The sequence below is a fragment of the Pseudoalteromonas sp. NS-SX12 genome, from assembly GCF_057367955.1.
The window spans coordinates 219,230-241,217 of sequence record NZ_CM170635.1 but is presented as its reverse complement, the minus strand read 5'-3'; the positions used below and the strand labels follow the sequence as shown (position 1 = coordinate 241,217).

Genomic DNA, 21,988 nt, shown 5'->3' with positions numbered 1-21,988 from the left:
TATTGAAAACGCAATGAAAGTTATAAAACATGGGTGTAGCTTATAACTGAATTGTTGTATATTAGTGGCTCAAATTAATAAGGCTAACTTAATGAAATTAAAATTTATCTTACTGTTTATTTTTACAACTTTGTGCTTTGGGGCTTTTGCAAATGAATCAAAACCAATGACAGAACAACAGCAAGAAAAGGCAATAAAAGAACTCAACGAACCGCTGTACCGTCCGCTTTTGGAGCGTTACGTATTAGACGAGCTTAAATCGTTACGACAAGACCAGCAAAAGCTGCGTGAAGACACAACAAAACAAATTACCCATACGGAATTAAGTGCAGCAGACAGAGCGCTTGATTATACCAATGACACCATAAACAATGTAATGTTTATTATCACTGCAACCGCAACAATTTTGATTTTGGTTGGTTGGAATTCGTTGCGCGATGTGAAAAACAAAGTAGAAAGCATTGTTAACGAACGGGTGAAAAGTATTACCGAAGAGTATGAAAGCCGTTTAGGTGTGCTTGAAAGTGAATTAAAAGAACGCTCAGAAGAGATCATTAATAACCATCGGAAAATTACCATTACCAATGAAGTACATTCGCTATGGATGCGTGCAACATTGGAAAGCGATGTTAATTCGAAAATTGAAATTTACGATGAAATTTTAAAGCGTAAGCCTGATGATGTAGAAGCGATTACCTACAAAGCTGATGCATTATTAGAGCAAGGTAAAACGGTTAAAGCAATTGCGCTTTGTAATCAAGCGATTGAAGAAGAAGAAGATTATGGCTATGCCTATTGGCAGCGTGCATGTGCCTATGCACAAGAAAATCGCTTAAGTGATTCAATGGATGATTTGCATATGGCGCTTAAGCTATCACCAAATTTAAAGAACGAGCTAGTAAACGAAGTCGCGTTTGAAAACTTACAAGTATTACCTGCATTCTTGAAATTATTGGACGACGCTGGTGTAAAACTGGGTGAATAATCGCAATTAGCATTCGCTTATTTACGCGATATCAGTTTGGGAAATTGTTAATCTGATATCGCGTTAGCCGATAAAACTACTCAAAAATCTGAGCTAACTTTATCTTACTTTATTAGCTAGGTTGAATACTCACAACCATCATTGCAATTGGGCAAACTAGGCCAATAAGCCATACGCTTGAGCGCAACACATGCCAATTTACGTAGTAACACACACAGTATAAAACCCGAGAAATCAAATAAATAATTGCCAGTGTTTCAGTTGTAGCCGTGATGGTGTTAGAGGCAAAAACAACAACTAATGCAATAGTAAAAATAAGTAATGATTCAAAGCTGTTCTGATGTGCCGCTAATGCGCGTGCACCAAATCCGGTAAGCTTACTTTGTTGTGCACGCGGATGACGGTTGTCATAGCCATCGAGCTTGTTCATTGCAATTGCGACAGGTGCTTTTGCTAAATAGGGAAGTAATGCTGCGATAATGGCGCAAACGATGAGTGTATTCATAGTTACTCTTTAATAAATGTGATGTTAGTGACACCCAGCTTTCTAAAGTACTCATCTCTAAAGTTACGAATTGCCGCTTTGTCTTTTGCGTACAAAGTTACTTGATGTTCCATTTTGGAATACTCCGCAATATCGAATCCTTCTGCTGCGGCGATTGCCTCAAACATAGAATTATATTTGTCTTGCGCGAAGTTAATTAACTTTTGCTGCTGGTTATATGTGTATTGAATTTTCTTAGCCATGTTAAACCTAAGGAATAAATTTACCTGCATTGTACTTAACAGGTAAACGGGTTGATATACGTTTACGCTAATTTAATCGATTAATTGCATTTAAGTTTATTTTCTAACGCTTGATACGCATGTAACGCGACAAGAGCGTTTTGATTATTTCGGCTGACTTTTTGATAGTGCGTGATTAAGCGCGTGAGGTACTGCGCTTTTTCGCATTGTTCAGCGCTATGCCATAGCTTGTCGCCGATGGGGGATATTGCTACACCTTGGCGCTTATTGCGTGATACGTGCATAATTTCGTAAAACCGTTTGTTTTCAGAAATAAGCGATTCATCTATCAATGTGTAGTCTAAAGCAATTAATTGCTGGCGAAGTGTAAACGTATGATGCACGGGGCAAATGATAAACTCGAGCGCTAAATCACCAAAGCGCACCGTTAATTGTTGAATAAACTCCGCCGCTAAATCACCGCCCACGCCCGCAATAATTATCAGGTGACAACCTTGGTATTGATCAAGTGGGAGCTCGTTAACACTTATTGTATGGCACTGCCAATTTTTATAAGGCAACTGCTGAGAGTCAGCCTGCGTACTTAGCCCATTTTCCACGCCTTTCATAATGTGCGCAGAAATATCAACAAAGTGTATGGTGCTAGATGGGTAAGTTGCGAGTAAAGACATGCCTAAGTAACCGTGATCACAACATGTATCCCAAATATGGTGATACGGATTTTTGATTGCATTGGCGATGGATTGCAGGCGGTAAGATAATGGCATAGCTAAATTAGGCGAAAATAATAAATTTAAACAGCTGCATTTTAACAAGTTCTCATTTATAAATCCTAACTCTATATGTATATTGTATTCATTGTTGGTGTTGGAGTTAATATGAAAATAGTGATTGTTAGTGGCAGCGGTCGACCAAATTCAAATAGTGTGCAGTTGGCAACTAAGATAAGCGAACAACTTGTACGATTAGACATTGAATGTGATTTAGTCGATTTAAGCGAAATGACGCGACTATTACATCATTACGAAGCGCATAATGATGGGGTACTCAACAAGCAAAAAGCGTTACTTCTTGAAAAATTATATTCAAGTGATGGCATTGTGATTGTGGCACCGGAGTGGGGCGGTATGTTACCGCCAGTGCTACATAATTTTTTATTGCTCAGTGCTTATGGCTCTGCTTCTGGCTTTCCGCTCGGTCATAAGCCTGCGTTAGCCATTGGAATATCAACGTCAGGCGGTGGGCACAATCCAGTTAGTTTATTAAAAGGCTATAGTGCTAAAAATTCACACTTGGTTTGGTTGCCATTCCACGTGATCATTAACAATGTCGATGAGTTTATTATGAGTTTTGCTAAAAAAGATAACGCGCTTTGCAGCAGGCAAAAAAGCATATTTTCGCGTTTAGAAGTTGGCTTACAGGCGCTAGTAATCTATGCAAAACAGCTCGCCCCAATTCGACATGAGCTCACTCAGCTTTCAATTAAACACCCATTTGGTCAATGAGTTAATAAGGGCTGTATACACGCAATAAATGCTTGTTCAAATGGTCGGCTATGACAGATATTGAGTTGTTTTAGTCGACTATCTTGCAGTGCACAGTTATGCGGCCTGCTTGCAACTTGACTTGGCTCGTTTATTGGCGAAAGTGTTGTTTCATCAATTTCAAGTTGCTTTGCTGCAATACATGCTATCTGATACTTGGTGTATGCTTGATTATCTGAAACGTGGAATATGCCGCCAATGTTTGTGTTGGTTACTTGGCATAAATCAACAAGCGTTAAGGCAATGTCGTCAACATGGGTAGGATAACGAATCGCCCAATTGTCATGTGCATTGTTTGATCGTTGTTTAATTTGGTGTGCGATAACCGTAATTGCCGACTCGCTCAATGTTTCAACTTGCCCATAAAGCACGGGCACACGAATAACAGTATGTGTTTTACACGTGTTTAAAACTATTTGCTCCCCCTGTGCTTTAGTTTCACCATAAAAATTAAGCGGGTTTAGTGTATCACTTTCACTATATGGTGGCGTTTTTCCGTCAAATACGTAGTCAGTACTGATAAAAAAGAATTGTGCGTTTAAACGAGCCGCTTCGTGAGATAGATGCTCGGTTACTGAAAGGTTAAGGGCTTTGGTATGGGCGTGGTTATTTTCGCATACATCTGGTTTTCGCTCAGCTGCCGCGTGAATAATAATATCGGGTTTAGTTTCATTAAGAAATTGCGTTACCGTTAGATGCTGCGTTAAATCTACCTTAACAATTGGGCTTTGTGCGCGACTAAACCCTGTGCCGATTACGTCAAAGCCGTTTTCATTAAATATACGCATCAGTGCTCTACCAAGTAGGCCAGTTGCACCTGTTATCAATACTTTTTTCATGAATTTCCTAACACTCTTTTGGGGCAGTTAGTGTAAAACAAAGCGCAGTTTAACCCCATTTTTTAAGCAAAACTTAATGTATCATTTTGTTAAAAGGCGGCTAAAATTCGTAACCTAGGCTTACAACAAACCGATAATCGTTTTTATCTGGGGTTGATGTATCGGTCGGTTTCGGATTTTCGATACGATCTAAATAGAATGTGAGGTCTAAATCAAAGTCGCCAATCAGATCTACTTCAAAGCCAGCTTTAAGACGATGAATATATTCACCTGCTTCTTCACTTACAATTTTAACTTGGTAATCTGCGTCAAACTCAATGTCTTTGGTTATATCCCACTGAACGGCGGTACCTAAGTTTAATACACCGGATGTTTCTTTGTCGTCTTCACCGGCTTCAACGGTAATGTAACGAGTAGATTGATAGCTAGGGCCTGCACTTATTTCCCAAACAAAATTACCGGTATCGAGCACTTCATAACCAACGCCAAAACCCAATGTATGACGGTTATCTATGTTGCCAAGTTCATCAGCGAAATATTCATAATCGGCGACGCGGATAAAGGTTTTGGGAGAGAAAAACCAATCGAAACTAGTTGAGAGCCTTTGGTCGTTAGTGGTTTGTTCTTTTTTACCGGTATCTTGACTTACTCTTTCGCTAAAATTACTAACAAACTCCCCCGACAAACGCGTCGTAGCAGTGCGCCTTTGCGCTTCACCGCTTAATGTGTAGTCAGATTGCTCGGAATTACCTCGGCGAAAGTTAGTGCCAAAGTTAATTTCGCCGTCCCAATAATCACGTTCGTTACCATTTGCAGAAGCGATTGATAAAAGATTATTTACTGCAATTTGTTGCTTTTCTTGACCATTGGTTAGCGTTAGAAGTTTGTCTTGGATTACTAGCTTGCCAGTTAACACCGTACCATCGTTTAAACGAATACTTTGCTTGCCTTTAGTGTAAAGCTCCGCAACATCATCGATATCGATTGTTTGAATGCCGAATTCATCTGAATCAAATTCGATGTCTTCATCATATAGAGTAATTAAGTCGCCTTTTATCCACTCGCCTGAGGCGGTTTTAAGCCAATCATACTTTTGCTTAAAGTCGCTGTTTGCAGGTCTCCAAAGAGGGCTTGTGCTTGCGCTAGCGGCAAACGGGCACAACAGCGATGTGGTTAATAATAAAAGCGAAATAGATTTCATATAAACATCCTGTGAACTATTATCCATATTATATGTACATATTTATTGTGTAGTGGTCCATCACCAACACGCAGTTAGCTTGCAGCCGATAAAGGTAATTTCATAAAAACACTGAGCGGGTTATCACGATAACGACCAAAGCATTCGCAACGTTCAAAACCAAGGCTTTCGTAAAGGTTAATGGATTCGGTTTGCTTACTACCGGTTTCCAAACGAAGTAATGGGATTTGCGCTTGGCCGGCCCAGTACATTAAGTTTTGCATAATGCGACGAGATAAGCCTTTACCACGGTGTGTTGGTTTAACGTAAACACGCTTAATTTCGCCATACAGGCTTGATTCAAATTTCTTTACAATCGCACCGCAGGCGATGATGCCTTCATCTGTTAACAAACCAATCGCGTGTACATTAGGTTGGTTTAATTCAGATAAAGGTAAGGATTGGTCACTTGCAATTGGGTAGAGTGAATTCATAAGGCGGTCTATTTCAGCAAATAGACTAATTACATGTGGGTCGTTGGCATCTAACGAAACTAACTGCATAGTGTCCTCTAACAACTTTATTATTGTGCTTTAGATACGTTGGGGCAAATAATTAAAAATCAAGTTAACAAAAAATACAAGTTTGATTTTCATCATTATGTATTTACTAACAGAGCATATTTTTGTAGGGTCTGCATAAATTGACATAATGAGAATTAGAAATGCCTAAAGCAAGTGAAATTAAAAAGCATGCAGCCATTGAATACAACGGTCGAGTGATGATTGTACGTGATATCGAACGTTCAGTTCCTCAAGGGCGTGCAGGCGGCAGTTTATACCGTATGCGTATGTATGATGTCGTAAATGGCGGTAAAGTTGATGAAACGTTTAAAGCAGACGAAATGTTAAACTTCGCTGATTTAAATCGTCGCCCAGCGGTGTTTTCGTACGTTGATGGTGAAGAATATGTGTTTATGGATGAAGAAGATTACACACCATATAACTTAAACAAAGAATCAATTGCTGAGCAACTTTTGTTCATCGATGAAAATACCAAAGGTTTATTGGTCGTAGTGGTTGAAGGTAGCCCAGTATCGATTGACTTACCGTCAAGTGTAGAGCTGGTAATTGAAGACACCTCACCTTCAATTAAAGGTGCTTCAGCAAGTGCACGTACAAAACCTGCAACAATGACAACAGGTTTAATCATTCAAGTGCCAGAGCATATTTCAGCCGGTGATAAAGTAAAAATTAACACCTCAGAGCAAAAATTTATGGGCCGTGCTGAATAAATCGGTTTGGTTTTGTAAAAAGGCTTAGCAAGGTTGCTAAGCCTTTTTTGTTTATACGGTGGTGTGGCAACATAATACGTTAACTATCTTGTTGTATTTTAATCGAAACGTGTTTGCGTGATTGACATTTCGTACTTAAAATTAGGGTATTAAATTTTACGCGCAATACACATCTCAATCTCTATTACTGTGGAAACGACCCGATTTGGGCATTAAAGGATAACAATGAATATTACGATCGCAGGTACTGGCTACGTTGGACTATCAAACGCGGTTTTATTAGCGCAACATAACTCAGTAATCGCTTATGATATTATCGATACAAAAGTTGACCTGATTAATCAAAAACAATCCCCCATTGCAGATCCTGAAATAGAACATTTCCTTGCAAATAAAAAGTTAGATTTAGTTGCGACAAGCGACAGCAACAAGGCGTTTCAAAACGCAGATTACGTTATTATCGCAACACCTACGGATTATGACGAGGTAACAAATAAATTTAATACATCGTCAGTAGAGGCGGTTATTCATGAAGTTAACAAAGTCAATCCTTCAGCAATAATGGTTATAAAGTCAACTGTGCCGGTTGGTTTTACTAAACGCATTAAGCAAAAGTTATGTACCAGCAATATTATATTTTCGCCTGAATTTTTACGTGAAGGTAAAGCGCTATTTGATAATTTACATCCGTCGCGCATTATTGTTGGTGAAAAATCAGAACGGGCACAAAAATTCGCTGAATTATTGGCACAGGGCGCGTTGAAAGAGAACATCGATATTCTTTTAACGGGTTCTACAGAGGCTGAGGCGGTTAAGCTTTTCTCAAACACTTACTTAGCAATGCGTGTTTCTTATTTTAATGAACTCGATACTTACGCTGAAAGTCACGGGTTAGATACAAGAGAAATTATTGAAGGCGTAAGTTTAGACCCTCGAATAGGCAACCACTATAACAACCCATCGTTTGGTTATGGCGGTTATTGTTTACCAAAGGACACCAAGCAGCTTCGCGCAAATTTTGAAGATGTACCAAACACACTGATTAATTCAATCGTTGAATCTAACACTGTACGAAAAGACCATATCGCATTTTCAATTATTAATAAGCAACCAAAAGTAGTCGGTATTCACCGTTTGATTATGAAAAGCGGTTCCGATAATTTCAGAGCGTCTTCGGTACAAGGCATTATGAAGCGCATTAAAGCAAAAGGAATTGAAGTTGTGGTGTATGAACCTGTGATGCAAGAAGACTCCTTTTTTAACTCACGCGTTATAAAAGATCTTGAAGAGTTTAAACAAATATCGGATGTAATCGTATCAAACCGAATGGAGCCATGTCTGAAGGATGTTGCTGAGAAAGTCTATACACGGGACCTCTTCGGTAGCGATTAAGCTTTATATAGTAATGCTTTTAAACGTGTCTTTTATGATTTTGAACTAGCGAAACAACGCTAGTTCATATAGCATTAGCGTTTTTGCTTTCTCGGATAATTCATGGCTCAGCTGTACTTTTATTACTCTGCAATGAACGCAGGTAAATCAACCACGTTATTACAATCTGCATTTAACTACAAAGAACGTGGAATGGAGCCATTAATTTATACCGCAGCCATTGATACACGCTATGGTGAAGGTAAAGTAAGTTCGCGTATCGGCTTAGCCGCAGATGCATCTTTGTTCTCGCCTGAATCTAATTTATCCGACGAAATTGCCACGCAGCATGCAGTTAAAAAAGTTGATTGTGTACTTATTGACGAGGCCCAGTTTTTAACTAAAAAACAAGTAGAAGAACTGTGTATCGTTGTTGATAGGCTAAATATTCCAGTATTGTGTTATGGATTACGTACCGACTTTCTCGGCGAATTATTTGTTGGTGCCCAGTATTTACTGGCGTGGGCGGATAAGTTAATTGAATTAAAAACCGTGTGTCATTGCGGGAGAAAAGCCAATATGGTGCTTCGTACCAATGAACAGGGTGTACCAATTACCCAAGGTGAGCAGGTTGAAATTGGTGGTAACGACCGATATGTGTCAGTGTGCCGAAAGCACTATTTTGAAGGGCTTGAAAATCAGGTAGCAATACCGAATTAGCATTTACTATCTTAAGTTAGTTACCCAAAAGGCTTGTGAATGTATCGCAAGCCTTATTTGTTTTACACCAATACGCTTAGGTAGGTGAGTTGTTAAAACGCCAGCACAACACGTGCATTACTTTTTGGCCGTGGGCTAATGGCATTACTTTAACCTCAGAATTAGCAAAGCGTGTTAATTGCGATTTAAGCTTTGGCAAGTTCTCTTTTTTTGATACTAGCGATGTAAACCAACCTACTTGGTCTTGATAGTCAGCGCTTTCGTTAATCATTGTCGTAAGAAACGCGATTTCACCGCCTTCACACCACAACTCAGCTTTTTGACCTGAAAAATTAAACCCTTTGTTTTCGTGTGAGAGGTTTTTCCATTTTCGTTGGTTAGCTTTTTCAGCGTTATCTAACGAACTATGAAATGGTGGGTTGCAGCAGGTGACATCAAAAAAGTCGTTTGCGTTAATCACACCGTGAAATATGTTGTCAGTTGATTTTTGCTGACGCAATTTTACGGGCAGCTTATTAAACTGCGCTAAGTTCTTAGCTTGTTTAATGGAGTTTGCATCAATATCGGACGCTACCGCTTTCCACCCATAAATCTTGTTGGCTAAAATCGGGTAGACGAGTGATGCGCCCGTACCAATATCAAGTAACTGTGTGTTTTTTCCGGTCGGTACATCACCGTTATTTTGTTCGGCGAGTAAATCTGCGAGCGTGTGAATTAAATCAGCGCGGCCAGGTACGGCAGGGCATAAATTTGTTTCTGGAATATCCCATACGAGTAACTGATAATCTACAACCAAAAGCGCTTGATTAAGTGCCTTTACTGCTTTTGAATCGCTAAAATCAATCGTCGTGTTACCAAATTCATTTTTGATTAAGTATGGTGTAAGTGTCGGGCTAAATTTCGCTAGTTTTGCTAAATCATAACCATTGAGGTGAATATTTCGCGAGTGATGTTTTTTTTCCATCGTTATGGGGCAATTCAAAAGTGTTACATAACGCTGATTTTAACATGCTAGCCTTTGAACGCTTGTATTTATTCATATTTGTTTTTAGTATCGTTCTGGTGCGACCAGCTCAAAGGCAATACTTATGATTACGCAAGCCTCACATTTCGTTCCATTAAAAAATGGCGACAAAGTCCATTTGCGCCAAATTTACAAAGACCAAAACGGCCCTATTGTCTTTTTTATGCATGGTGCTGTTGAAAATGGCCGCATTTTTTATACCCAATCAAACAAAGGATTAGCGCCGTTTTTAGCAGACGCTGGTTTTAATTGTTTTGTTGCTGACTTGCGTGGCCGCGGGTTAAGTGAACCAAAAATCTCCAAACATAGCAGCACAGGGCAAAGGGATTCTATTGTTGAAGAGATCCCAGCGATGTTGGAATATATTAAAGACTATTCTAAACAGCCTATTGTCTATTTTTGCGCACATTCATGGGGTGGGGTATTACTTAACTCTGTATTGGCACGCTTCCCAACTTACCTAGATGATTTAAAAGCGTGTGTTTATTTTGCTTCTAAACGGACAATATATAACCGTCACCCATCAAAATATATTCAAGCAAATTTAGTGTGGTACTTAATTTCCCCATTGCTAATTAAAAGATATGGCTATTTACCTGCAAAACGCTTTAAGTTTGGCTCGGATGATGAAACTCGTTTGTCACATAAAGAAGGCGTTGAGTGGGTTAAGAAAAATCCTTGGGTATGTCCATTTGATCAGTTCGATTACGGTAAAGCACTTGAAGACATAGCGCTTCCGCCTATTTTGCATATTGGCGCAGTAAACGACAAAGCACTCGCACAAAAAATTGATATAGAAGCGTTTATTAAAGAGAGCGGAAACGGTGAACAAGTACTCAATATGTATGGTAAACGCTACAACCACAAAATTGATTATGACCATATAAATATTCTGACATCACCATTTGCAAAAAAAGAAACTTACCTAGATACATTAAATTGGTTTAATCGATTTAAATAAGCCAACCAAAGGCATCGTAGCAGTCTAAAACGGTGAGGCGATTAAAAGCAGTCTACTCGCCGTACTCAAGGCGAGTTCCGCATATTCCTGATTTTTCAATACAAACAACTTTTTACAGATTTCGCTTATACCTTTTCTGATTGTTGTGCGAAAATGTAATTATGCGTACGATGAAATATTTCCATAAAGCCCCTGTTCGGGTGCTTAAAATCAAACAGCAACGAAGTCGCTTGAAAGTGCGCCGTCAGATGTTGCAAGTTAAGTATGCGCTTGCACAAGAAAAGCAAGAAACCATCGATATGCTGATCACCTACCGAAACTACACCCAAGGCAAAGCAAATAAAGCAGAACTAAAGCAAGCAAATCAACAGTTTCTTGATGTACTTAAAGGCGTTGGTTTAGGTATTTTTGCAATTTTACCGTTTGCGCCTATTACCATTCCATTAATTGTAAAACTCGGAAAACTTGTTGGTGTTGAAGTATTGCCCAGTGCGTTTAACAAAACTGATAATAAATAATTTTTAACATCGCCTATTATATTGCGCTGAAATAACAGGCGCTATCCTATTAAATTCTATCGCGAATGTAAGACAACGCGAACAATAGTTTGTTATGCTATAGCCAAAGTGTGTAAATTATAAAGGCCAAAATATGACGCAAGCCCTTGTTAATAAATCTGAAGGGATCCCGCTTAGCATTAAATCAAGTGCAGAATTTGACGCGTGGCAAGAAAAACAATCTGACGTAACTAAAAACTGGCTTAAATCACTAAGCTTTGAAGGCCGTGGTTTGTTGTTAGTACCAAATTTTGAAAGTGGCACATTAAGCGAAGCCGTGTTCTTTTGTAACGATACTAACGAACTTTGGTCATGTGGCGACCTCGCTTCGCAGTTACCAGCGGGTACTTATTTACTCAATAATGATGCAAACACAAACAAGTTAGTAGCAACCAGCTTTGCGTTAGGTGCCTATGACTTCACACCCTACAAAGAATCTAAACCAGTAAGCGTAAAACTCGCTATTGCTGATAAAGCCTTGTTTGATGAAGTTACAACGTACGTAAAGGGTGTTTCAATTGTTCGCGACCTTGTGAACATGCCTGCAGGTGACATGATGCCACAACACCTTGCAGAAATAATGTCTGATATGGCTGATGAGTTTTCCGGCGAGTTTTCTCAAATCGTTGGCGATGAACTTTTAGAGCAAAATTACCCAACAATTCATGCAGTAGGCCGAGCAAGTGCAAACAAACCACGTTTACTTGATTTACGTTGGGGTGATAAAAATGCGCCGAAAGTAACCTTAGTGGGTAAAGGCGTGTGTTTCGATTCAGGCGGGTTAGATCTAAAGCCGGCATCAGGCATGCGTTTAATGAAAAAAGACATGGGTGGCGCTGCACACGTACTTGGTTTAGCGCATATGATTATGGCGTTTAACTTACCAATTAATTTGCGAGTGATGATCCCTGCGGTGGAAAATGCGGTGTCAGATAATGCATTACGTCCGGGCGATGTTATTAAAACACGTAAAGGCATTACCGTTGAAATTGACAATACCGATGCAGAAGGGCGCTTAGTGTTATGTGATGCACTCGCTGAAGCGGTAACAGAAAAGCCAGATACGCTCATTGACTTTGCAACGCTTACCGGTGCGTGCCGTATTGCCCTTGGCACAGAGTTACCGGGCTTTTTCAGTGATGATAAATCACTTGTTGAGGGGCTAGAATTAGCTGCAGATGACGTACAAGATCCGGTATGGCATTTACCATTACATAAAGCCTACAAAGATTTGCTAAACAGCACGGTTGCAGATATGACAAACTGCGCGTCAGGCCCATTTGGTGGTGCGATCACCGCTGCACTTTACTTACAAGAATTTATTGAACAAGACATTTCATGGGTGCACTTTGATGTAATGGCGTGGAATATCCGTAAGTTACCTGGCCGACCTGTTGGTGGTGAGGCATTTGGTGTACGCGCTGTTTTGAAGTATTTACAAAATAAGTATAGCTAACGCAAGTTCACTTGGCTTCGATATGATCTAACAGTGAATCAATCGTTAGATCATCCCCTTCGGCAAGTTCAGCAATTAATAAGCGCAGAATATAAGATTTAGATAACCCTGACTGCTTTGACAGCGCATCAAGCTGTTTAATGTGATCAGGCGAAAGGGTGAAAGTAGCATTTTTGTACTTTCGCCCTTTTTTTATGTGTCGTGATTTATCGAGGGTTGTATCTTTACCTTGCGCATACAGGTTTGCTTGCTCAATAAACTCATCAACCGAAATTTTTTTCTTTCGGTTGTTACCATGTCCTTTTTTTAAATCAATTAAACTCATGGCCGTGAACCACTTCCATCGTTAGTAATTCATCAACAATGGCTTTTATTTCGAGCGCAGCTTTACCATCAGGTTCAATTTCAATCACAGACTTCCCGTTTTCTTCGCTGTCATCGTAGATGTTTCGACTGTGGGTTATTGAATTAAGTACCGGTATACCATATGACGCACACACTTCTTTCGCTTCTAAAATACGCGAGGCTTGATTAGGCAACGAAGGACACTGTGTAATAACAAACGCGGCATTAAGTTTTGGGTTAACCATTTTGCAGGTTGTAAGTATGTCTTCCATATGAGGTACTGTTTTTAAATCCCTGCGTTTTGGCCTAAGTGGAATGAGTGTGTGATCAGCAACCGACATTGCAGCGCGTAGCGCTAAGTTATCTTGCCCACCACAATCGACGATAACATAATCATAATGGTTTTCAAGGCTAAGAAGATCATTGCGGATTTTACCGTACAATTGCACACAATTAATCAATGGTAACTGAGGATTCGTATTACGAGCTTGGACCCAATCTGATGAAGTTCGCTGTGGGTCACAATCTACAATCAAAACGGTATAATTTTGTAGAGTAAGGTATACAGCAACATTTTGCGCAAGACAACTTTTACCGCTACCGCCTTTTTCACCGCCAACAAGAATAATCATTTATCCTCTCCTTGTTCGACAAATACCATAGCTACATCGTACCAATCGTGAACTTCGCTCTCGCGTAACACTGTTGCATAAAAATGATTCGAAGCACCCAGTTTATCGCGAAACGTTACTTTAATTGGTTGATTTGTAATGATAGGTCGGTCGATATTCACTTTTAATCCACCGTTCGAAACATCAATGCACATTGCTTGGCGTTTTATTATTTTGCCATCTTCGCATTGCCACTCTAATCCAATGAGTTCTTTTTCCATGTCGAGCCGTAATGAGCGTCTTTTTTCAATGTTGGAAGTTTGCTCATGCATAGTAATACCCTTTAAACAATCGCTAAATTGCACTCCATTCCACTCGGTATGGCGCATATATCACTATTTAAAGCGTAGTGTTAAAAGGGAATTTTGCAAATAAGAAAGCCCGCATAAACACGGGCTTAAAGAAAGGTTATTGGCAGTGTTTTACCGCATCGGCGATTAGTTCTAGCCCGCTTTTGTCGCAAGGAGTTAAACTATGACTTGCTGGAATAATCGGCGTTACGCGCTCACCCCATTGAATAAAACTAGCAGCCCATGTTAGACCAGCACCAAATGCGGCAGAAATTACGCGGCTGTTTTCTTTAATCAGGCCATTTTCAACAGCTTCACAAATCGCAATAGGAATGGTTGCAGCAGAGGTATTGCCGTATTTATCAATATTTACCATTACTGCGTCATCGGGTAAATTCACTTTAGATTGAATTGCTTGAATAATACGTAGGTTCGCTTGGTGAGGAATAAGTACATCAATGTCGGTAATTTCGCTGCCGACTTGCGTTAATACATCATCAACTGCAGTCGTCATACCTTTTACCGCACGCTTAAATATCTCGCGACCTTCGAATAATAGGTCAGATGGGCCAACTGGCTGATATTTATCGGTGTTGGTACCTGAATTTGTGATGTGTAGAATTTCTCTATCTTCGCTGTCACAACCTGTCTTTGTGCCGAGAAGGCCTGTTTTGTCATCGCTTGCCTCAAGCACTACAGCACCGGCACCATCACCAAAAAGTACACCGCTGTCACGACGTTGCCAATTTACATACCAAGTCATACGTTCAGCGCCAATGACAACTGCTTTTTTAATCATGCCTGATTGAATTTGTGCGGTTGCGTTTTGTAATGCGTACAAAAAGCCAGAACATGCCGCATTTACATCACATGCAGCCGCACCCGTTGCATTTAGGTTTTTTTGAACTTCTGATGCCGTGTTTGCAACCATGGTAGACGGAGAGCAGGTTGCTAAAAGTACTAAATCTATTTCGTCTGCGTTTTTGATGCCAGCACAATCAAGTGCATTTTTTGCTGCAATAGTGGCAAGTTCTGCGGTACTTTGATGAGAGATGCGCCTTTCTTTTATTCCTGTACGTGTGGTGATCCATTCATCGTTGGTGTCCATAATTTGGCTTAGATCATCATTTGTCAGTTTTACTGGCGGAATGCATTTTCCCCAACCGGTAATTTTGGCATACTTCATTAGCAACCCTTATTGTGATTTCTTTGTGTGTTGAACTGGTTATACCAGATACAGTGCGTTTTGTCTTTGTTTAAAAGAGTTAGTTATGACTTTGCTTGCTAAATTTCTTAGTGCTGAACCGGCGCTGGCTTATCGAAAACCGATCAGCCGATTGTTATTCTTACGAACCGTGTCTATCGCTATTCAGCTCATTAGCGTCATTGTGCTGCATTTTTCGGTTAGCAAAAATGATTACGTTGGTGTACTACTGCTGGTTATTGCGTTTGAAACCTTATTCCATTTAGCAAGTATTGTTTATTTTTCGCGTCTTAATGCGACTAATTTTGCGTTGGCACTGCAAATATTGGCTGATATTTCGTTCTTGAGTTTGCTATTACTTTATAGTGGCGGGGCAACCAACGCGTTTGTTTCGTTATTATTACTTCCGCTTATCATCGCTGCTGTGTGTTTGCCGCTTCGCTGGCTTGCTGTGTGCTCGCTTACCGCTGTCAGCTTTTACACATTATTGGTGTTTAATATGCCAAAACACACGATGCATCATATGGATATGCAAGAGCATTTTTTAGGAATGTGGATTAATTTTGTATTGTCAGCGCTGGTTGTTACCACCACAATTAGTGCCTTGGTTAAAGCCAATGCCAATAAAGAGCGCCAGATGGCAATACAGCGGGAAGAAACGTTGCGCAGTGAACAATTAATGGCTCTGGGTACAGCTGCTGCACAAGTCACACACCATTTGGCAACACCGATTGCCAACCTACAAATGATCTATGAAGATTTACTCGATGAAATCGGCGAAAACAATTCACTTATCAATGAAATGTCGCAGCCACTGACTCAATGTACTGAACAATTGGCTTATTTTCGTGATTACGCAAGCCAAATTAAAGAAAACAAAATTAAAGAAAAATGTGTTAATACGGTGATTAATGAGTTTTATGATGCGTGTTTATTACACTTTCCTGAGCAGCGAATTGTGTTAACGAATTTAGCTTCAACATCAAGTAAAATCAGCTCGGATAGTTTATTACTTTCAGCGCTGATTAACTTAGTGCAAAACGCTGTCGATGCGAATAGACAAAATCAAAGTAATCAAATCGAAATCAATGTCGGCGAGAGTGACGGTCAATTGAATATTGACATTGAAGATACTGGCGCTGGCTTTGATTTAGATCTACTTGATTCATTAGGTCACGAAACAATTAAAAGTCAAAAAGGCATGGGCATAGCCCTCTTTTTATCTAATACCACGGTTAACAAATTGGGCGGAAAATTGATTATTGCTAATAATCAAGACGTCGGCGCAAAAGTAAGTGTAAGGTTGCCATTACTATGAAATTATTAATTGTTGAAGACGATAATGCATACGGTCAAACACTTGCCAGGCGTATGACTAAACACGGGTTTAGTGTGGAGCGCGTAATTAATGCTGACGAGGTGCTGATCAAGGCAAGACAGTACTTACCAGAATACATCCTGCTTGATATGAAACTTGGCGCTCAAATTAGTCTGCCATTAATTAAACCGTTAAGAGCGTTGTTACCGAATTGCAAAATTGTATTGCTAACAGGCTTTGCCAGCATTGCAACAGCGGTAGAAGCGATACGACTAGGCGCAAATGATTATTTAGCAAAACCTGCTGATACTAAATCCGTTGTTGCTGCCTTAACGGGCGAAAAAACCGAAATAGCCTTTGATGAAACCCCCATTTCGAGCGAGCAACTAGAATGGGAACACATTAATCAGGTATTAAAAATTAATAATGGAAACGTATCTGAAACAGCACGACAACTCGGTATGCACCGCAGAACATTACAACGTAAACTACAAAAAAAACCGCAACTGACTAAAACAGAACATTATGGCTAAACCGAACAAAAAATTACCTGAGCGCGTGGTTAAAGTAGTGTGTGCAGGTTGTGGTGCTAAGCTATTTAAGTATCACAAAAATGGTAAAGGCGCGTTAGTTAAGTGTTTTAAAGAACGGATAGCCGTAAATTACTGTGAAAACGCGTGCCATTGCCCAAATTGTCATCAAATGTTTGCCCGTGAGCAGATTATCCGTGGAGCCGCTGCATTTAAAGTCATTGGTGGTAAGGCCAAAATAGATTAATGCAAATAAGCGTTAATAGGGGACATATGTCATGGTAACGACCTATCGGTAAGATAAAATTATTCGGTTTGAGGGTTAACCTCAACTACAAGCTGTTTCATGGATGAAAATCGCCCTCCCCACGGAAAGGGCCAGCAAATTTGGGCGCTAAAGCTTGGAGTTTTCAATTGATCTCAATAATTTTTGATATTATCGGTATGACCGGTACGTTTCTTGTCGTTGGTGCGTTCTTTTTATTACAGTTAGAGAAAGTAAAACCAACGGGTATCGGTTACAACATGATGAATCTGTCTGGTGCAATTTTATTACTTATAAGCCTCTGTTATAATTTTAATTTAGCAAGTTTTGTAATTGAATTGTTTTGGATAGCAGCGTCACTAATTGGCCTTTATAAGTACTTTAAGGCACCAAAAGAGGCGATAAGCTAACGTCCCAATAAGGAGAGGGAGTGTTATTAAATTCTTGTAGTCGTTTATCTATTCTGACGTTATTAGTAGTCCCTTTCCTGTCTCAAGCGAGTAATTCCGCCTCCAGAGAAAAGTCCGCAAAACCACCATTAACACTGGAAGTTAAAAAAACGGTTACGGATAGCGCAACGTTTTTACAAACCCAGCTTAATACCCATATGCAAAATTCTGCGCAGTGGCTTGATCAATTATTGGTAAGTGAAGGTAGCGAAAAAACACGCGCCACAGCTAAGGGCTATGTTTCACTAGGTTTTGCGCCAAGAGCAAGAGACTTATCGGATTTTGATAATCAATTTAAAGTCTCACTCGATTTACCTAATTTAGAAAACAAGCTAAGCGTTATTATCGATAATGACGAAGCAGAAGAAGATCGACTTCCTTTTCAAAGTAGCTCAGGTCAAGATCAAGATAATCATGTTAACGCAGCATTAAACTGGTATATGTTACAAAAACAGCGGTTAAACATTGAGCATAGAATCGGTGTTAGCCGCTCAAATCTTTATGCACAAAGCCGCCTCAAATATCAGCAAAAAATTGAAAAATGGCGCTTTACTGTTTCACCAAGCATTGAATACTACCTTGAAGACGGGTGGGGAGCGCGAGTTAATACACGACTTGATAGACAAATAGAAAGCGACCAGACTCTAAACTTCGCATTTAACACCCGCTATGTTGAAAGTGAACCGACTAATCGTGTGTCGCTTGGTATTTTCCACAGTCATACTTATAACAATGATCAAGCTGGTGTAACGGGTGTGTGGCTAAAAGATAGTTTCAGTGGTGAGCGAAGCTATTATGCATCTTATCGCTGGCGAACGCGTTTTTTTGAGCATTGGTTATTTTTTGAAGCTGAACCATTTGTTGAATTTAGAGAGCGCTACGATTTTGACGATGAACCTGGGATAGCGCTTCGATTAATCGCTTATTACGGCGTGTAGCGCTTTAAGTCTCAGTGTAAACGCGCCTATTAGTCTATCGCGATAAGTTCAATTTCAAATACTAATAATGACGCTGGCGGAATTTTTCCAACAGCGCGTTTTCCATACGCTAAGTTATAAGGGATAAAGGCTTTTACTTTTTCGCCACACTTCATTTGTTGTAACACTTCAGTCCAACCTGGGATCACTTGGTTTAGTTTAAATGAGAGAGGCGTGTTACGTTCAACCGATGAGTCGAATACCGTACCATCAAGTAATGTACCGTGATAATGGCACGTCACCTTTGATTGCATTGTGGGGTGCTCTCCCGAATCACACGGTGTGATTACTTCATATTGCAGGCCTGACGCAGTTTCTATGATTTCGTAACGTTTTTTGTTTTCTGATAAAAACGCTTGTTGTGACTCAATGTTTATCTTAGCTTGTTGTGCATTTTGAATAGAAGATTTAATAATAAGCGCAATTAACGCACAAATAACGAGGAAAAGTATGAAGTTAAGCACAGGCGGTCCTTAAATTAAGAACCATGCCTGTAATTGTGATAAATTGCAATTAGATACGACGGTCGTCACCGTAGTACTTACCTGCAAGGATTTTTTGATACAGCTCATTCGCTTTTTCAGATGCTTCTTTTACTTCCGATGGTGACATTTTTCGCTCATCAAGCTTACGACTATGGCTGGCATCTTTATGGCCATTAAATTCAGCGACTGTATTCCAAATAAACGACATTTCAATGCTTTTATCCACACCTTGGCCTTCAAAATAAAGTAGTGCGAGATTAAATTGTGCCGCCGCGTAGTTTTGCGCAGCTGCTTTTGTGTACCAATCTTTTGCTGCATAAAAGTCTTGGATAACACCGGTGCCGTTGGCATACATGACACCTAAATTAAATTGTGCTGCAGCCAGCCCTTTTTTTGCTGAACTCTCGTAAAGCGAAACGGCTTTTTGTAGGTCTTTTTTAACGCCTTTGCCGTCTTGATATAAGGTTGCAAGTGCAAACATCGCATCGGCTTCACCTAGTTTTACGCCCTTAGCATACAATTCTGCTGCTTTTTTTGGATTACGTGGTAAACCATAACCAAATTCATGCATTTGGCCTAAGTGATACATAGCTGGGCCATAATTATTTTCGACTAAATAATTAAAATGAAATAGCGCCGTTTCAAAGTCTCCTTCATTCGCAGCATCAATAGCTTGTTGTAAATCGGCTTTAACTAAACAACTTGTAAATGCGAGGCAGATCGTGATTATTTTTAATATGTGTTTCATTTTTTGATTTCCCTACTTTACGGAATGAAGTTTATGTCGCGGCATTGGTTCGTTTTCCGGTAGCCATATATTGGTACCTGTTGCCGCGATATGATTTAAATTAGTACGCAATACTTTGGTGCCAACGTTATTTGAAGTTTCTGGTTTTGATACTAAATAGCCTTGCACACATTGGATACCCATTTTTCTTACGAGTTCAAATTGTTCGGCACATTCAACGCCCTCTGCAACCACTTTAAGGTTGAGATCTTTACCCAGCTCACTAATGGAATTAAGTATTTTATTATATTTCGGATTATCATTCGCCTGATCAATGAATAATTTATCAATTTTAATAACATCGACGGGTAATTCAGCGAGCGTACACAGTGAACTAAAGCCTGTACCAAAGTCATCTATTGCGATGGTAATGCCTTTTTCTCTAAGTTTTTGTAGGCTTTCAGTGGTTTCACGCGACGCTTCAATAAAGCACGACTCAGTGATTTCCAACATCAGGGCTTTTGGCGGTAACCCCGCTTTTTCGATGGTTTCTATTACCCAATCATAGAGTTTACGGTGTTTTAACTGCACGCCTGATATATTGACAGAAATGCGTACCTTCGTCATACCTGCGTTATACCACGCTGACATTTGGCGGCACGCTTCAAATAAAATCCAGTCGCCAAGTTCGAGAATTAAATTAGACTCTTCAGCAATTGGGATAAATTCAGTGGGCGTTATGGTCCCTTCGACTGGGTGGTGCCATCTGACTAAACATTCGAAATAATCAATGCTGCAATCATCAACATGCACAATTGGTTGAAATGATAACGAAAAGTTATTACTGCCTAACGCGAGACGCATTTCTTCAAGCAAGTAATGATAGCGTCGCATTTTACTGCCCATTTCAGGCGAGTAAACGCGGAATATGCCGCGCCCGTCAGTTTTGGCGCGATACATAGCTACGTCGGCCATTTGTAAAAGGGCAAATGGACTTGAAGCGCTATCCGGGTAGATGGCAATGCCAATGCTCGCGCCAATTTTTACCACTTTATTGCCTAATACAAAATCACGTTCAATTTCATGTAATACATTTTGGGCAACGTTAACAGCCAGTGATGGCTCAAGTAAATCACTGATAAATATTGAAAATTCATCACCACCTAAGCGCGATAAATTTTGTTCTATACCATTTATTGGGTGTTGAGATGACAGGTTATGATTTCTTACTATCGTGCGCAAACGCTCTGCAACTTGGATGAGCACTTCATCGCCAAAACTATGGCCAAATGAGTCGTTAACTTGTTTAAACCCGTCGAGGTCAATAAACAGTAATGCTTGTTTTTTTGCTGCTTGCTCAGCATGGTTTAACTGCTCTTTTAAATGCCCTAAATACGCGTGACGATCAGCAAGTCCTGTCAGCTTATCTTGAAATATACTGGTTTCGGTGTCTTTTTTATAACGTTCAACGGCATCGGTGAGTGAGCTAATAGAATGGTTTAAGCGTGCTAGGTTATTCTCTGTTTCGTACTTTGGTAAATCCAGATTAAATGCGCTAAGCAGGTTATCGGTTTTGTTATTAAGAATCGAAATCGCTTTATTTAATGACTTTTGCTTTTTAGATGTGATGGCGAACGGCATTAAGATTGCAAAGCCTAATAAAATGAGTAGCGGTAGATTGGAAAATAACAACATGTCACTGAACATTTTACTAAGCGGCACGGCAACTACATGTTTTTCTGTACTTTCGAGCTGCACATACAACTCACCATCACTGCTAATAATGTCAATATAACTAAATAAAGAGGAGAAAATATTGGGCTGATTTGCATCTAGGTCATTAGGGTTAAGCTCGACCGTATTTACTGGGGAATCCTCATGGTGTGATAATGCAACACCTTGCGTGAGCGACAAGGCTAATACTAAATATATAGCAACAATAAACCCAGTTGTGAATAACGCAACGCGGGAGAGAGTTTTCATCATTTGCACTTTTTAATCCTGCACGGCTTTCGCAAATTCCATACGTTAACATTAAGCAAGTATAGT

Annotated in this window: 27 protein-coding genes; 13 read left to right on the top strand and 14 right to left on the bottom strand. The window is 39.8% G+C overall.

Annotation, left to right across the window (positions count from 1 at the left end; translation table 11 throughout):
* The first annotated feature begins 91 nt into the window (after positions 1–91).
* Positions 92–985, top strand: coding sequence for a tetratricopeptide repeat protein (locus AC2IOM_RS15315; protein WP_010559089.1), 894 nt, complete (start codon positions 92–94; stop codon positions 983–985).
* A gap of 112 nt (positions 986–1,097) precedes the next feature.
* Here AC2IOM_RS15315 and AC2IOM_RS15310 read toward each other — a convergent pair whose 3' ends face one another.
* The 3 genes from AC2IOM_RS15310 to AC2IOM_RS15300 form a co-directional block, all read right to left on the bottom strand.
* Positions 1,098–1,490 carry an MAPEG family protein gene (locus AC2IOM_RS15310; RefSeq protein WP_486360295.1) on the bottom strand — a complete coding sequence of 131 codons (393 nt, stop codon included), beginning with the start codon at positions 1,488–1,490 and terminating at the stop codon, positions 1,098–1,100.
* Positions 1,491–1,492: 2 nt separating this feature from the next.
* Entirely contained in the window at positions 1,493–1,732 is a 240-nt protein-coding gene (locus AC2IOM_RS15305) for a DUF2960 family protein (RefSeq protein WP_054978849.1), read from the bottom strand.
* An 80-nt stretch (positions 1,733–1,812) separates the two neighbouring features.
* Positions 1,813–2,499, bottom strand: coding sequence for a tRNA (adenine(22)-N(1))-methyltransferase (locus AC2IOM_RS15300; protein ID WP_486360294.1), 687 nt, complete (start codon positions 2,497–2,499; stop codon positions 1,813–1,815).
* A 111-nt stretch (positions 2,500–2,610) separates the two neighbouring features.
* Between AC2IOM_RS15300 and AC2IOM_RS15295 the strand changes: the two genes are divergently transcribed.
* On the top strand, positions 2,611–3,237 hold the full coding sequence (locus AC2IOM_RS15295; RefSeq protein WP_486360293.1) for an NAD(P)H-dependent oxidoreductase: 627 nt from the start codon (positions 2,611–2,613) through the stop codon (positions 3,235–3,237).
* Here the strand turns inward: AC2IOM_RS15295 and AC2IOM_RS15290 are convergent.
* The 3 genes from AC2IOM_RS15290 to AC2IOM_RS15280 all read right to left on the bottom strand — a co-directional run bounded on the left by AC2IOM_RS15290 (position 3,231) and on the right by AC2IOM_RS15280 (position 5,858).
* Positions 3,231–4,115, bottom strand: coding sequence for a dTDP-4-dehydrorhamnose reductase family protein (locus AC2IOM_RS15290; RefSeq protein WP_486360292.1), 885 nt, complete (start codon positions 4,113–4,115; stop codon positions 3,231–3,233). The genes AC2IOM_RS15295 and AC2IOM_RS15290 overlap by 7 nt on opposite strands.
* Positions 4,116–4,215: 100 nt before the next feature.
* Complete coding sequence (locus AC2IOM_RS15285; protein WP_486360291.1) at positions 4,216–5,316, bottom strand: DUF481 domain-containing protein; 1,101 nt, start codon at positions 5,314–5,316, stop codon at positions 4,216–4,218.
* A 74-nt stretch (positions 5,317–5,390) separates the two neighbouring features.
* Positions 5,391–5,858: a GNAT family N-acetyltransferase gene (locus AC2IOM_RS15280; protein ID WP_486360290.1), complete on the bottom strand. Its 468-nt coding sequence runs from the start codon at positions 5,856–5,858 to the stop codon at positions 5,391–5,393.
* A gap of 161 nt (positions 5,859–6,019) precedes the next feature.
* Here AC2IOM_RS15280 and efpL point away from each other — a divergent pair, with 161 nt between their 5' ends.
* From efpL to AC2IOM_RS15265, 3 genes are all read left to right on the top strand, one after another.
* The gene (efpL, locus tag AC2IOM_RS15275; RefSeq protein ID WP_100915255.1) at positions 6,020–6,589 is read left to right on the top strand and encodes an elongation factor P-like protein EfpL; all 570 of its coding nucleotides are present in this window, start codon (positions 6,020–6,022) and stop codon (positions 6,587–6,589) included.
* 225 nt (positions 6,590–6,814) lie between these two features.
* Positions 6,815–7,981 (top strand): nucleotide sugar dehydrogenase, encoded by a 1,167-nt coding sequence (locus AC2IOM_RS15270; protein WP_486360289.1) that lies wholly within the window; start codon positions 6,815–6,817, stop codon positions 7,979–7,981.
* Positions 7,982–8,083: 102 nt separating this feature from the next.
* Positions 8,084–8,680, top strand: a complete 597-nt coding sequence (locus AC2IOM_RS15265) for a thymidine kinase (protein WP_010559099.1) — start codon at positions 8,084–8,086, stop codon at positions 8,678–8,680.
* A gap of 76 nt (positions 8,681–8,756) precedes the next feature.
* Here AC2IOM_RS15265 and rlmF read toward each other — a convergent pair whose 3' ends face one another.
* Positions 8,757–9,644 carry a 23S rRNA (adenine(1618)-N(6))-methyltransferase RlmF gene (gene rlmF, locus AC2IOM_RS15260; protein ID WP_486360288.1) on the bottom strand — a complete coding sequence of 296 codons (888 nt, stop codon included), beginning with the start codon at positions 9,642–9,644 and terminating at the stop codon, positions 8,757–8,759.
* A gap of 124 nt (positions 9,645–9,768) precedes the next feature.
* Here rlmF and AC2IOM_RS15255 point away from each other — a divergent pair, with 124 nt between their 5' ends.
* The 3 genes from AC2IOM_RS15255 (at position 9,769) to AC2IOM_RS15245 (ending at position 12,678) form a co-directional block, all read left to right on the top strand.
* Entirely contained in the window at positions 9,769–10,665 is an 897-nt protein-coding gene (locus AC2IOM_RS15255) for an alpha/beta fold hydrolase (RefSeq protein WP_486360287.1), read from the top strand.
* Positions 10,666–10,826: 161 nt separating this feature from the next.
* Positions 10,827–11,183 carry a hypothetical protein gene (locus tag AC2IOM_RS15250; protein ID WP_486360286.1) on the top strand — a complete coding sequence of 119 codons (357 nt, stop codon included), beginning with the start codon at positions 10,827–10,829 and terminating at the stop codon, positions 11,181–11,183.
* 133 nt (positions 11,184–11,316) lie between these two features.
* Positions 11,317–12,678 (top strand): leucyl aminopeptidase family protein, encoded by a 1,362-nt coding sequence (locus AC2IOM_RS15245; RefSeq protein ID WP_486360285.1) that lies wholly within the window; start codon positions 11,317–11,319, stop codon positions 12,676–12,678.
* Between the two features lie 7 nt (positions 12,679–12,685).
* Here the strand turns inward: AC2IOM_RS15245 and AC2IOM_RS15240 are convergent, their stop codons facing one another.
* The 4 genes from AC2IOM_RS15240 to AC2IOM_RS15225 all read right to left on the bottom strand — a co-directional run bounded on the left by AC2IOM_RS15240 (position 12,686) and on the right by AC2IOM_RS15225 (position 15,170).
* Complete coding sequence (locus AC2IOM_RS15240) at positions 12,686–13,003, bottom strand: ribbon-helix-helix domain-containing protein (RefSeq protein WP_486360284.1); 318 nt, start codon at positions 13,001–13,003, stop codon at positions 12,686–12,688.
* Entirely contained in the window at positions 12,990–13,655 is a 666-nt protein-coding gene (locus AC2IOM_RS15235; RefSeq protein WP_486360283.1) for an AAA family ATPase, read from the bottom strand. The genes AC2IOM_RS15240 and AC2IOM_RS15235 overlap by 14 nt, the downstream gene beginning before the upstream one ends.
* Positions 13,652–13,966: a PilZ domain-containing protein gene (locus tag AC2IOM_RS15230; protein ID WP_157813568.1), complete on the bottom strand. Its 315-nt coding sequence runs from the start codon at positions 13,964–13,966 to the stop codon at positions 13,652–13,654. The genes AC2IOM_RS15235 and AC2IOM_RS15230 overlap by 4 nt, the downstream gene beginning before the upstream one ends.
* Positions 13,967–14,102: 136 nt before the next feature.
* Complete coding sequence (locus AC2IOM_RS15225) at positions 14,103–15,170, bottom strand: ketoacyl-ACP synthase III (RefSeq protein ID WP_105172852.1); 1,068 nt, start codon at positions 15,168–15,170, stop codon at positions 14,103–14,105.
* Positions 15,171–15,255: 85 nt separating this feature from the next.
* Between AC2IOM_RS15225 and AC2IOM_RS15220 the strand changes: the two genes are divergently transcribed.
* The 5 genes from AC2IOM_RS15220 (at position 15,256) to AC2IOM_RS15200 (ending at position 18,688) form a co-directional block, all read left to right on the top strand.
* Positions 15,256–16,506, top strand: a complete 1,251-nt coding sequence (locus tag AC2IOM_RS15220; protein WP_486360282.1) for an ATP-binding protein — start codon at positions 15,256–15,258, stop codon at positions 16,504–16,506.
* Positions 16,503–17,039, top strand: coding sequence for a response regulator transcription factor (locus AC2IOM_RS15215; protein WP_486360281.1), 537 nt, complete (start codon positions 16,503–16,505; stop codon positions 17,037–17,039). The genes AC2IOM_RS15220 and AC2IOM_RS15215 overlap by 4 nt, the downstream gene beginning before the upstream one ends.
* The gene (locus tag AC2IOM_RS15210) at positions 17,032–17,283 is read left to right on the top strand and encodes a hypothetical protein (protein ID WP_486360280.1); all 252 of its coding nucleotides are present in this window, start codon (positions 17,032–17,034) and stop codon (positions 17,281–17,283) included. The genes AC2IOM_RS15215 and AC2IOM_RS15210 overlap by 8 nt, the downstream gene beginning before the upstream one ends.
* A gap of 167 nt (positions 17,284–17,450) precedes the next feature.
* Positions 17,451–17,711 carry a CBU_0592 family membrane protein gene (locus tag AC2IOM_RS15205; RefSeq protein WP_054978850.1) on the top strand — a complete coding sequence of 87 codons (261 nt, stop codon included), beginning with the start codon at positions 17,451–17,453 and terminating at the stop codon, positions 17,709–17,711.
* Between the two features lie 20 nt (positions 17,712–17,731).
* Positions 17,732–18,688 (top strand): hypothetical protein, encoded by a 957-nt coding sequence (locus tag AC2IOM_RS15200; RefSeq protein WP_486360279.1) that lies wholly within the window; start codon positions 17,732–17,734, stop codon positions 18,686–18,688.
* Positions 18,689–18,717: 29 nt separating this feature from the next.
* Here AC2IOM_RS15200 and bamJ read toward each other — a convergent pair whose 3' ends face one another.
* From bamJ to AC2IOM_RS15185, 3 genes are read right to left on the bottom strand one after another with little or no spacing between them, the layout of a single operon-like run.
* Positions 18,718–19,191, bottom strand: coding sequence for a BamJ family beta-barrel-assembly machinery protein (bamJ, locus tag AC2IOM_RS15195; RefSeq protein ID WP_486360278.1), 474 nt, complete (start codon positions 19,189–19,191; stop codon positions 18,718–18,720).
* A 49-nt stretch (positions 19,192–19,240) separates the two neighbouring features.
* Positions 19,241–19,960, bottom strand: a complete 720-nt coding sequence (locus tag AC2IOM_RS15190) for a tetratricopeptide repeat protein (protein ID WP_486360277.1) — start codon at positions 19,958–19,960, stop codon at positions 19,241–19,243.
* A gap of 12 nt (positions 19,961–19,972) precedes the next feature.
* Entirely contained in the window at positions 19,973–21,922 is a 1,950-nt protein-coding gene (locus AC2IOM_RS15185) for a putative bifunctional diguanylate cyclase/phosphodiesterase (RefSeq protein ID WP_105172859.1), read from the bottom strand.
* Between the last annotated feature and the right edge of the window lie 66 nt (positions 21,923–21,988).